10 protein-coding genes are annotated in these 11907 nt (G+C 39.7%); 7 read left to right on the top strand and 3 right to left on the bottom strand.

Translation table 11 applies throughout. The annotated features are described in order from the left end of the window. The coding region (locus V7K67_RS16685; protein ID WP_335167555.1) for a pre-peptidase C-terminal domain-containing protein at positions 1–2078 on the bottom strand (2078 nt) is incomplete at its 3' end. A gap of 601 nt (positions 2079–2679) precedes the next feature. Next, positions 2680–3255 (bottom strand): phycobiliprotein lyase, encoded by a 576-nt coding sequence (locus tag V7K67_RS16680; protein WP_335167553.1) that lies wholly within the window; start codon positions 3253–3255, stop codon positions 2680–2682. Positions 3256–3371: 116 nt separating this feature from the next. Here V7K67_RS16680 and V7K67_RS16675 point away from each other — a divergent pair, with 116 nt between their 5' ends. Continuing rightward, on the top strand, positions 3372–4220 hold the full coding sequence (locus V7K67_RS16675) for a pentapeptide repeat-containing protein (RefSeq protein WP_334710629.1): 849 nt from the start codon (positions 3372–3374) through the stop codon (positions 4218–4220). Between the two features lie 101 nt (positions 4221–4321). Here the strand turns inward: V7K67_RS16675 and V7K67_RS16670 are convergent, their stop codons facing one another. Continuing rightward, positions 4322–4522 (bottom strand): hypothetical protein, encoded by a 201-nt coding sequence (locus V7K67_RS16670; protein ID WP_335167552.1) that lies wholly within the window; start codon positions 4520–4522, stop codon positions 4322–4324. Positions 4523–5094: 572 nt separating this feature from the next. On the opposite strand from V7K67_RS16670, the gene arfB reads away from it, so the two are divergent. From arfB to V7K67_RS16640, 6 genes are all read left to right on the top strand, one after another. Further along, positions 5095–5511, top strand: coding sequence for an alternative ribosome rescue aminoacyl-tRNA hydrolase ArfB (gene arfB / locus V7K67_RS16665; RefSeq protein WP_334710627.1), 417 nt, complete (start codon positions 5095–5097; stop codon positions 5509–5511). A gap of 46 nt (positions 5512–5557) precedes the next feature. Then, the gene (locus tag V7K67_RS16660) at positions 5558–5734 is read left to right on the top strand and encodes a hypothetical protein (protein WP_334710626.1); all 177 of its coding nucleotides are present in this window, start codon (positions 5558–5560) and stop codon (positions 5732–5734) included. 889 nt (positions 5735–6623) lie between these two features. Then, entirely contained in the window at positions 6624–7508 is an 885-nt protein-coding gene (locus V7K67_RS16655; RefSeq protein ID WP_334731865.1) for a lipid kinase, read from the top strand. A 1101-nt stretch (positions 7509–8609) separates the two neighbouring features. Further along, a complete protein-coding gene (locus V7K67_RS16650) occupies positions 8610–9167 on the top strand; it encodes a hypothetical protein (RefSeq protein WP_334731866.1) in 558 nt (185 codons plus the stop codon). A gap of 372 nt (positions 9168–9539) precedes the next feature. Then, positions 9540–10469, top strand: a complete 930-nt coding sequence (locus tag V7K67_RS16645; RefSeq protein ID WP_335167548.1) for a hypothetical protein — start codon at positions 9540–9542, stop codon at positions 10467–10469. Positions 10470–10809: 340 nt separating this feature from the next. After that, complete coding sequence (locus tag V7K67_RS16640) at positions 10810–11586, top strand: SDR family NAD(P)-dependent oxidoreductase (protein WP_334731676.1); 777 nt, start codon at positions 10810–10812, stop codon at positions 11584–11586. The last annotated feature ends 321 nt before the right edge of the window (positions 11587–11907 follow it).

The raw sequence follows: 11907 nt of genomic DNA, 5'->3' as shown, positions 1-11907 counted from the left end.
CCCATGTTGTGCCACCAAGTGTAGTTATTATCTGACTCATTCCACATCCAGGTAGAAGCATCTTTTCCTACACCTAAAACGTGAAGCTTGCCATCGCCACCAACAGTCGCCTGGACATTCTGAGCACCAAAGCCCATGTTGTGCCACCAAGTGTAGTTATTATCTGACTCATTCCACATCCAGGTAGAAGCATCTTTTCCTACACCTAAAACGTGAAGCTTGCCATCGCCACCAACAGTCGCCTGGACATTCTGAGCACCAAAGCCCATGTTGTGCCACCAAGTGTAGTTATTATCTGACTCATTCCACATCCAGGTAGAAGCATCTTTCCCTACACCTAAAACGTGAAGCTTGCCATCACCGCCTTGAATGACCTGAATGTTCTGAGCCGTGAAGCCCATATCATGCCACCAAGTGTAATTGTTATCTGATTGTTTCCATAGCCATACCTTGTCATCTTTTCCAACAGCAAAAACGTTCAAGTTTCCGTCTGAACCACGAACTGAAATAACATCACCCGTTTGAGTAATTTGGGAAGCAAAAATATTTAGATTATAGTTGGTGTTGCCACTGGCTTGATATGCCCGAATGTAGTAAGTGCCAGCATCAAGCGATCGATAAATTTCTTCAGAAGCAGACCCAGGATTGTTAGAGCTACCAATGACAGTGCCAGCACTATTAAGAAGCTGTAAATTTGCATCAGCACTGAGATTAGACAGAGAAGCATTAATACTGCTTTTGCTGAAGATAGTGAACTTGTAGTAATCGTTTGTGTCAGCAGTGCCAACAAAGTCTTGATACGTAGCTAATGCACCGATATTGATGCTTTTAGCTGCTTGAAGCGTGTTGCCTGCATAATCAGGGGAAGGTGGCAAAATAGGCTGTCCCTGCCGATCGCGAATCAGAACTTGGTTGTCCTTGGTAATCGCAATAAACCCGTTTTCAAACTCCTGATAAACCTTGTACCCTTTGAAATTTGCCCGTTCTGTCGAGAAAGTTGCAAACCCCAACCCATCCACTCGTTCAGCCCCACCCACTGAGCGATAAGCCTGAAGAACACCTCCCTGAACACGGTAAGGTCCCCCCTTTGGCGTATTAATCAACTTGCCATTGTCATCTTTATATTGCTCAACGCCACCAATCACTTGTTGACTATCTTTGAGCAAGAAAATACTGTCTCCATCCTTGCTCCCCGTAAATTCTTGGATGTAACCATTGCTGATCCGACGAACTGCACCCGTAGCCTGCCCAACTGAATCACGCCCAAACCAAGCATAATCATCCTTCCATTGCAACTCTGTACCATTGGGCGCACCCTGACCGACTAAATCAAATCGATCGCCACCACGTTTACTGTAAATAGGGGTAACAACCCCACCGCGATTCACCAGTTGCCCACCCTCAAAATCCATCACAGAACTACCATCCGCCTGTTCATAGATGGCAGATGTCGGATTACCCAGCCCTGAAGCCACCCCATTTAACCCATTAGTTGCACTGGGATTTTTGGTATAATTGTTAGTGTAATAATCCGCGATCGCTCCATACATCAGAAAAATATTCGGCTGCCCCTGAGCGCTTCCAAATGCGACAACAGTGCTAGACGGGTTTTGATAAGTACTAATGCCACGGCTGTTATAGAACGAACGAATTACCCCAGTTCCAAAATAAGAACGAGTTGCCGTCAGGTCAGCACTATCCGGGTTTCCTAGTGCCGTCGCCGAATAGTTTAAGGTGTAACCCGTCGTAGCACCTTTATCGCCAGCATAAGCCTGTACAAAATAGGTGCCTGCGGCTAGAGATACATTAATCGAATCCAGCCCAACCCCCTTCAGCGCAGAACTTGTCAGTACCTCACGATCGTCAATCCGCCCGTTGCCATTCGCATCCTGGATAACCTGGATATCCGCATTAGCCTTCACACCTTGTAAAGAAAGCTTCAAATCGCTAGAGCGACTAACAGTCAGTCGATAAGTATCGATCGGATTAGAAGCACTAATTGAATCCACAAGAACACGATTGGTTGTAGACAGATCAAGGGATCGGGCTAAATTCAGGTTCTCTGAGTTAAGTGGCATGGTCGATAGCTTCTGTAAAATTCAATGCTTATGTATACTTATTAACTAAGTTACTTCAGACATGAATTAAAACCTGAGGTAGTAAACACGGATGTGCATTTAAAGCTTCTGTAAGTTGTAAGAGGATGTTTGAAAAGTTTTGGGCGAATATAATTCGCTACTACACTGGCATTGTCCGCCTCTGCGGACTAACGCAAAATCAATGTCTTCAACCCACGAAGGTGGGTTTCGTCTGTGTAGCCGCGAATTCTATTCGCCAGGGCTGGTATTAAATTAGACTTTTCAAACATCCTCTAAGGCGGATTTACTAAGCAGCATTAGAAATGTAGTAAACACAGATATGTATTTAAAACTTCTGTGAGTCCAGGGCAAATGTATCTTCAAATGTTTCGTTAATTCAATCGACATCTGATGAAAAAAATGTAGAGACGTAGCAGTGCTACGTCTCTGGATTACACATATTTAATTTCTGGAGATGCCTAATAACTCTCTTTCTTCCTCTACCTTTACAGCCTGAAGAGCTTTGTCTCTTCATCCTGAAATATGCTGATTATACAGTCTTGGGGTAAAGTACTTCTCTTGTCTCCCCACTCCCCACTCCCTACCTAGCATGATTCCGACTGATCATTTGCTCCAGCAGTTCTTGGGAAACACAACGACGTTCAGAACAATAAGTCATCAAGTTGACTCCGTTCATCATTCGTACTGTACTGACCCTGACACGAAAATCATCTGTAACAAACCAACAACGTTCCTGACCTTGATTATTGTCATAGTCAGTATCAATGGTCAGCACTCCATCATCGGCAAACCGATACTGACTCACAACCGGAATGCTCTCAACATAGCCCTGGTTGCGGATCAGTTTTCCAAAACGCCTCGTTTCGCCGGGAACATCAACCAAAATGGCAGCATTATCGGTATTTGGGAGCCTGGTATCCAGATTAGCCTGCCATGAAAAGCTAGCACCGCCTGTTGCTTCCGTAGGGTCTATCCCTTGGGCTGTACAAACTTCTTGGACTTTTGGATCATCCTTTTCCAGGACTTTAATGATCAAATTCGACTCCCCCGACTCATCCGCCGCCGAGTCAAAATGATGAACGGAGCGTTCGGTAAACCATGTACCCTCACTTTTACGGAAGAATTCGATCATTGTCAAAGGCGGTATTATATGCATCTGTTTTGAAACCTCGTTTTCTCAAATTTTGGCGTTATTAAATACTGAGTGTTCAGATGAAGCCCCGATTTAGTTAAAGTGTAGGATAACTCCAAAAGTTATATTTTAATCAGCTGATGACAAATACTGAAATTCAACTTATTACTAGCGATGCCTACGGCAACGGCTTTGCCGAACGCCCCAGTCCAACTCCAGAAATCTTAGCAGCCCTCAAAGCCGGAACCACTCTGGATTGGGTCGATTTGTACCAATTCAATCTCAGGGAAGTCGATTTACAAAAAGCTAACTTCAGTAAAGCCAAGCTATTAGGAGCCGATCTTAGTGGGTTGGTTTTGAGTCATGCCGATTTGAGTGGGGCTGATTTGCGAGGCGCTAATCTGCGAGGAGCCGATTTGAGTGGGGCTGATTTGCAGGGAGCCTATTTAAACCGTGCCGATCTTCAACAAGCAAATCTCAGTGGCGCAAACTTGGAGGGAGCCAAACTCCAAGTGGCGCGTTATGATACACAAACGAAATGGCCCCCAGAATATAACTACAAAGCTTCTGGAGCGGTAGGGCCGGGTGCTAATCTCAATGGTGCTTTTCTCAATACAGCTTCTTTACGAAATGCAGATTTACAAGGTGCTAATCTGCGTGGAGCCTATCTGAGTGGTGCTGACTTGACTGGAGCTAATTTGCAAGATGCGGCCTTAAGCGGCGCTGACCTGACGAAAGCTTATTTGACAGGGGCTTGCTTGCGGAATGCTCGATTGACTGGAGCCGATTTGCGGGATACAGACCTGCGAGCAACTGACCTCAGTGATGCAGAAATGGAGCATCTTCAAAGTATTGCTGGGGCAGATTTTACTCTTGCTCAAGGACTCACAGAAGCAACTAAAGCTATGCTCTCTAGCCGTCCATATTCAGAACTCGATGTTTGGAACGCCTACACCCGCACAACAACTCGTGAGAGTTTGAGTGCTTGACCAAACTGAGTGCCTAGAGAGTGCTGAGTTCCTAGTCCTGAGTCGAATTCAGGAGTGCTGTTAACAGACACATACAGCAACTTTTAGGGACTCAGCACTTTTCATAGAGGCTGCCAGTTTTTTTTCAGGAGCGCTAAAAATGTAGCGTATCCTTCGGAAAAACCGGGCGGATCAGGTAGGATATATTGTGGAAATTCTTTATACGATCGCCAAGGTTCTGAGGGATGATGGCGCAAATGTAAGGCGCATTCTGAGGAACCTGGTAATCGCCAAGTCATTTGACCAGTTTGTATATCAGTCACAAATGCCTCCTCATCTCGATAAAGTTGATCTTTTCTTCCAGATTTTGGCAGACTAGCCGGATATTTTTGTCAAATTAAAGGTAAAATAATATATTAACTATTAGACATCTGGTGAAAATGAATGTAGAGACGTAGCAGTGCTACGTCTCTACAAGGATTCTGGATAACGCATATTTAATTTCTGGAGATGTCTATTGATAAAATAAGTTTTATCACGGCGTTGCATAGTTCCGGGATGATTTTAGAAATTGGTGTTCGCAATAGGTACAGATATAGTTCTGTTTACCACGGCGATGCTCGTTATTACGGATAACTTGGATGCACATATCTTTTAATTATGCAATACCAAAAATTTTTATCCAAAATTTAACATTTTTATGGTGTCTAAGTCCCTCCCTTCTAAAAGTGAGAAGTTTTGCGGTAGGGTTAAAATATTCATTACAAAACTGAATTAAAAATTACGAATTACGTTAGCGTAGCGGTAGCGAGTATTCGTTCGCTTTTAGCGTCTCGTAGAGAGCGTCATTACGAATTACGAATTATTTAAAAGTTCCTCTTTTGCCTTATGAGCAATGCTACAAATTTCTAACAAAGTTATTATCCCACAGACCGATATTGAAATTACTGCGATTCGCTCGCAAGGAGCAGGAGGCCAAAATGTTAACAAAGTTTCCACTGCGATTCACTTGCGCTTCGATATTATGGCTTCATCATTACCCGATTATTATAAACAACAGCTTTTAAAGCTGAATGATCGACGCATTACCCAAGAAGGAGTCATCGTTATTAAAGCCCAAGAACACCGAAGCCAAGAGAATAATCGCGAGTCAGCGTTGAGACGACTTCAAGAACTCATTCAAAGTGCAGTTGTAGTAACGATAAAACGCAAACCCACTAAACCAACCCGTAGTTCTCAAAGAAAGCGCCTTGACCACAAAAGTAAGCGCGGACAGGTTAAATCTAACAGAGGGCAGGTGACAGATTGTTGATTTATCGATTATTCGTAGAAAACATGATGATTAGGTATAGAAAAAAATGAATAAGACATTACTAAAGATTTTGATGTTTGCGCTTTTAATCTTGTTTATCATCTCTCCTTTTGCAGCCCTTGCGAGTTTAATGCTTATACTGTTATTTGCAGCATTTTTATCTTTACTAGGGGACGTATTTCAAGCAATTATTGGTGGCGACACCAACCCGAAAAAGTCATAAAAGCAAAATTCAAAATAGAATATGGGGATTCATACGAAACCCGCATTTCTCACAAGGAGAGAAGGGATTGAACTTGGCAGATTGAACTCTCCCCTGCTCCCCTCACGGGCGAAGTAATAAGTAATAAGTAATAAGTAAGATTCATTACTCATTACTCATTACTCATTACTTATTTAATTATTGAGATGTGGTGAGAAATCTGGGGAAAGAGTCGTTTTCAAGGTGCGATCGCTTTAGCGTAGACAATTTATAATCTGTGACACCAGAAGTTGACACATATAACTTTTTATCAACAAAAAAATTATATAATTATAATACTGATTACCTATGAGGTTGTATTATATAGGAATCCGATTTCATTCCTGAAAAAATCTAAGTATCTGTAGGGTGTGTTATGGCGTAGCCTAACGCACCTAAATCGTTAACTGGTGCGTTAGCCTTTGGCGTAACGCACCCTACGTATATTTCAGAAATCAAATATGAGTCCTATAGAATAAGTTGGTTGAGCAATTTGTCTTACAAAGCCTGATTTTGTGCAGTTTCACAAAGAATTAATATAACTACTAATAGTATAGATACAAATTTAATCTCCAAACATGTATCTATACTAATGAAAAACATCCCTTTTTTTTGCATAATATTATTTGAATAATTCCCTATTTTATAAGAATACCTAAATTTAATTCATACAGAGAGTAATAGTTATATTTGATGAGCATAAACATACTCAGAACAAATAGAGCTAGATAAAAATAAACATTAGAAATTAGTAGTCAAAATATCATAATTAGTAACTTTTATCACAGCCTCAACACTTTTTTATAGTCAACTTTAAGCAGAATATATAGATGCGGATAATTGGCCATATCAACTACAAAAGGTACTAACCATGAGTTCCCGCGCACTGCTGTTAGTAAATCGTCATGCCCGCCAAGGGCAAAAGGGTCTGTCGGAAGCAATTCAATACCTGCAAACACTCGACTTTGATTTAATTGAGGAATCTACAGAAGATCCTAAACATCTTGCTGAAGTTATACTTCGCTATCAGTATCAAGTTGACTTGGTAATCATTGGCGGAGGAGATGGTACTCTAAATGCTGCCGTAGATGCTTTAGTTGATACTCAGTTGCCTTTGGGAATTTTGCCTCTGGGAACTGCTAACGATTTAGCGAGAACTTTGGGAATCCCGAATTCCCTCAACGAAGCTTGCAAAATTATTGCATATAAAAATTTACACCGCATCGACTTGGGTTGTGTGAATGGCAAGCATTTTTTTAACGTTGCCAGCCTGGGATTGAGTGTAAAAATTACTCAACGACTTACCAAAGAAGTCAAGCGCCGTTGGGGAATATTTGCTTATGCTGCCACTGCATTGCAAGTAATTTGGGAAGCGAGACCTTTTACAGCGGAGATTGTCATCAACGGTGAATCAGTTCGCGTCAAAACAGTGCAAATCGCTGTGGGTAACGGCCGCTATTACGGTGGTGGTATGGCGGTGGCTGACGATGCCGCAATAGATGATCAAAGGCTAGACCTTTATAGCTTAGAGATTGAACACTGGTGGCAGATGATATTATTACTACCTGCAATGCGACAAGGGCAACATATACATTGGCAGAGTGTACGCTCTCTTCAAGGTCAAGAAATAGAGGTACATACTCGCAAACCGCGCCCTATCAATACAGATGGTGAAATTACTACCTACACACCTGCTCGTTTTCGGGTTATACCTAAAGCTATAGCTGTTTTAGTACCCCCAGAAATCAGGAGTTAGGAGTCATTCAATTTTAGATTTTAGATTTTAGATTTTCCTTCAATCCAAAATTAAAAATCTAACTGGTTAGCTCCTAGTTTACTACCGTCTATATTTAAATAATAAAAGCCCTCAGCCAAAAGCTGGGGGCTGTAATTTATTAGGGTGCATCTACCATTTATTAATCCGCTTTATTGATTGCCATATCCGGGAATATTTAACTAGCATCCAAAGTTATTTTTTCCGTCTTAAAAACATCAACAATAAAAAAGCCTTCAACTAAAAGCTGAGGGCTTTGATTTAATTAAGGTGCATCTACCATTTATTAATCCGCTTTAATTATTGCCATATCCGGGGAAATTAGACTTATTACAAAAAAATCCCGAATTAAAAATATATCAGCAATAAAAAAACTCCAACATCAAGATGAGATCTGTGATTTAGTTACGCAGTTATTTTCTTCCTAACTTAAAAATATCAGCAATAAAAAAGCCTTCAACTAAAAGCTGAGGGCTATGATTTAATTAAGGTGCATCTACTATTTATTAATCCACTTTGGTTATTGCCATATCCGGGAAAATTAGACTTATTACAAAAAAATCCCGAATTAAAAATATATCAGCAATAAAAAAGCCCCCAACTAAAAGCTAAGGGCTATGATTTAATTAAGGTGCATCTACTATTTATATATCCGCTTTATTTATGGCTGCATCAGGAAGAATTGAAAAAATGGATGTCTGTGGAATTGATTTTGTTCGCTGCAATGCTAGTACTAGTACAACACGGCGTAAATAAACCACCCCTTCGGGTTCGGCAGTTCCTCATGGGGGAAACCCCCAAGACCGGACTGCCTCACCATTCCAAATCAATGAAATGCTTACCCTGTATTCATTTTTAATTTTTAATTTTTAATTCCGCCTTGCGGTGCTAGCCTCAATGAGGATCATCTACGGTATTTGACTAGGTAATCATTGACCTACTTCATAGTAACTTTACAAATACCCTAAATTACCTCTGGATACACAAAGTTTCTGTTAATATCTCTAATAGGATATCCGCAATAGTACGAATATAGTTTATTAGTTGGGTATATGACTATAAGAGTTAGACACACCCAACTTGATGAAGCGATCGCAATTTCTATTAGCCCTTGCTAGTCTTAGTATTATCGGGGGAAGCTTTTTTATGAAAACAACTTTTAGCAATACTAGTGAGCCTAAAATCATCACTGATGCCTCACGCTATAAAGAAATTCGTAATCAACTATTGTCTGATAATGACCAAGTAAAACACTTTCCTAACAAGATTCCTACTGATGCTAAAAGCGTTCGCATCGCTTACTCTCCCAAATTTTTGCAGGGAAGCAGTTTTTTTCAAATTAGGCTAAAAGAGCCACCAGACAAGATTGAAAAATTACTTTCACAATATAGAAATAGCGCCAAGCACAAATATAAGGGTGGTAACACAAATGACCACATCAACCAGCCTAATGGTGTGCCGACAACTTTCTTCTATACCAGTGACTCTCCTACAGAATCTTTCCCAGCTACTTATGAAATATTGGTATTAAATACAGATGACAAAGGTAGACCTGGTTTCAAGTGGAATCATGGAGATAGCTATGGTGTCGCTATTAATAGTTCCGCCTCAGAAATTATTTATTGGTCTGAAAAATGGTAATTAGCAATTCGAGATGACTTTGAATTGCCATGAGAGAATCATTATTGGGAACATCCGACTTTAGAAAAAATCCAGTTTACCTAAGTCGGGATATCCTTGAAGCTCGATTACTTACTACCGCTGATGCTAATACCAACCGACTAGCTCGACTTCTCACTGAATCACTATTTAAATCTTAAAAATTCTTAATCTCTAATCACCAGTTCCCAATTCAAAGGTTTTTGTTACCCGTCAGTAAAGATGCTCTTGACCGTAAGTGTATAAGAAGCAACAAAGGTGAGATGATTTTATTATACAGGAATCCATGTTACTGCTACAGTTAACAGTGTTGTGTTAAATTCCCTAATAACTTAAGCGAGAGAGGTGTACAAAATGAAAAAATTAGTAAAGAATCTGCTTGATGAACGAACAAAATCAATTATTAGATCATCTGATCTATATCAAGCTTTACATAACAAAATGCATTCAAGTAAGCTAGCTGTTGCAGGTAAAAGGCTTGATATTTGTGCTAATGAAGTTGCTATCTATCTGCTTCTGCTTGGTAAGAAAAAATATGTATTGCGTGACAAAATTTGTCTTGAAATTGGCAGTGGGTGGTTACTGACTCATTCGTTAGTCTTTTACCTTCTCGGAGCAAAAAAGGTTTATGCAACGGATATTTCCCCATTATTACAACCCGACAATATTTTCAAAGCTGTGTGTAAGTCTGTAGATTGGAGTATCTTAGATAGTCTATCTACATTTGAAGATCGCGAGATTCTCCACTTACGTTTAAATAAACTACTTTCATTAAGAAATTTTTCTGTAGAAGCCTTACAAGACTTGGGCATAGAATACGTTGCTCCAATTGATTTATCTCAACAACTACCTAGCAAAGAAAAAATAGATTTCGTATTTTCCAAATCTGTGTTAGAGCATGTGCCAGTTGATGATGTTGTGCCACTCTTAGAAAATATTGTAAGTAGCCTCTCTGAAGATGGCTTTATGTTTCATCTCATTCATTTAGAGGATCACAAAAATTTAAGTGAAAGACCATTTGATTTCTTTGTTTATCAACAAGAAGCCTATTCGAGAGAATTACAATCTAGGTGGGGAAATCGAATTCGACGAAGCCAATGGAAACAGATATTTTCTAACCTCAAGCATCTAGACTCTAAATTTGTATTTGAGTGGTCATGCAAGCACGGAGAGTTACCAGAAAAAATAGACTCGTCTGTTCAATATATAGATGAAGAAGATTTAAGAATATCCCATATTGGCGTATTTGGAGAATTCACATCGTTTCCGAAAATAAATTCTTAGGTAAAGATAAGTTTTGAATAGAGGAAGTAGTTCCTGATTGCATATCTGATACCATTTCTTTATGAGGTTGCGCTAAACTCTTTTAACTTCTTTCTTTGTGTCTTTTCTCCGAAATGCTACGCCTAGCTTGCTTCTCTGTAGGAGTATACGGTAGACTGCGGCCAGCCTCTCCGTGTCTACGTTTTTATTTTTTGTACTTAAATATGGTTTAGCGCATCTTCATACAGAATTGGTATGAGTATTGCTTCTACCTTTTTGGGTATATCACTTTGGGTAGTTAAAACTTATAATCAGCATAGCTAAGATTTATAAGTGATTAAAAATTATCTGAATATGTAGAATGCCAACTGCTTTAATTACTGGTGCCTCTAGTGGTATTGGTAAAGCCTTTGCTCAAGAACTAGCTGCACGCAAGACAAATCTTGTACTTGTTGCTCGTTCTGAAGATAAATTAAGCCAATTAGCTAAACAACTACAAGAACAACACAAAATTCAAGTAGAGGTCATAGTCAAAGACCTCACAGAACCTAATGCCGCTGCTAGTGTATTTGATACCACCAAGGCAAAGGAATTAACCATCGACTTGTTAATCAACAATGCTGGTTTTGGTTGCTATGGCGACTTTGCCGAAGGGGATGGAGAAAAACAAGTCAAAATCGTACAATTAAACATTTTGGCATTGGTAGATTTAACCCATAAATTTCTACCCTTGATGCGGCAACGTCGTTCTGGAAGTATTATTAATGTATCTTCTATTACGGCATTTCAACCGATACCATACCTTTCTGTTTATGCTGCCAGTAAAGCTTTTATTCTCAGCTTTAGTGAAGCACTATGGGCAGAAAATTATCAATATGGTGTTCGGATTTTAGTCACTTGTCCAGGGCCAATAGAAACAAACTTTTTTGCAGAAGCTAATTTTCCTCCAGCACTGGCAAGCAGTACAGATAAAGTATATTCTTCTGAGAAAGTGGTTTGGGAATCTTTAGAGGCTTTAGAAAAAGGCTATCCAACTGTTATTAGTTCTGATACTAACACTCAAATTAGAAGTAAATTATCTCGGCTTGTACCACGCAAACTTCTGCTGAATATGTTAGCAAAACACTTTAAAGCTTAAGTCCAAATAATGGGGACATACTCTATTAGAGGATGTTTGAAAAGTTTTGGGCGAATATAATTCGCTACTACACTGGCATTGTCCGCCTCTGCGGACTAACACAAAATCAATGTCTTCAACCCACGGAGGTGGGTTTCGTCTGTGTAGCCGCGAATTATATTCGCCAGAGCTGGTATTAAATTAGACTTTTCAAACATCCTCTTAGATAAATTCCGTTATTTACAATTATGTATGTGTCAAAAAATCAGTTATGTTCATTGCCTTGAGGAGATGATCTTAATGTTGACTATTTTAGTTTTTTTAGAGTTGCTTTAACTAAAG

Origin of the sequence: Nostoc sp., assembly GCF_036917155.1 — a bacterium.
Lineage (GTDB): Bacteria > Cyanobacteriota > Cyanobacteriia > Cyanobacteriales > Nostocaceae > Nostoc.
Note: the sequence above shows the minus strand (reverse complement) of the source record. Positions and strands in the feature narration are given on the sequence as shown.

Bases quoted from the DNA above. Each gene is read 5' to 3' on its own strand.
- V7K67_RS16640 (WP_334731676.1), top strand. From the start codon at position 10,810: ATGCCAACTGCTTTAATTACTGGTGCCTCTAGTGGTATTGGTAAAGCC.
- V7K67_RS16675 (WP_334710629.1), top strand. From the start codon at position 3,372: ATGACAAATACTGAAATTCAACTTATTACTAGCGATGCCTACGGCAAC.
- arfB (WP_334710627.1), top strand. From the start codon at position 5,095: ATGCTACAAATTTCTAACAAAGTTATTATCCCACAGACCGATATTGAA.
- V7K67_RS16680 (WP_335167553.1), bottom strand. From the start codon at position 3,255: ATGCATATAATACCGCCTTTGACAATGATCGAATTCTTCCGTAAAAGT.
- V7K67_RS16655 (WP_334731865.1), top strand. From the start codon at position 6,624: ATGAGTTCCCGCGCACTGCTGTTAGTAAATCGTCATGCCCGCCAAGGG.
- V7K67_RS16645 (WP_335167548.1), top strand. From the start codon at position 9,540: ATGAAAAAATTAGTAAAGAATCTGCTTGATGAACGAACAAAATCAATT.
- V7K67_RS16660 (WP_334710626.1), top strand. From the start codon at position 5,558: ATGAATAAGACATTACTAAAGATTTTGATGTTTGCGCTTTTAATCTTG.
- V7K67_RS16650 (WP_334731866.1), top strand. From the start codon at position 8,610: ATGAAGCGATCGCAATTTCTATTAGCCCTTGCTAGTCTTAGTATTATC.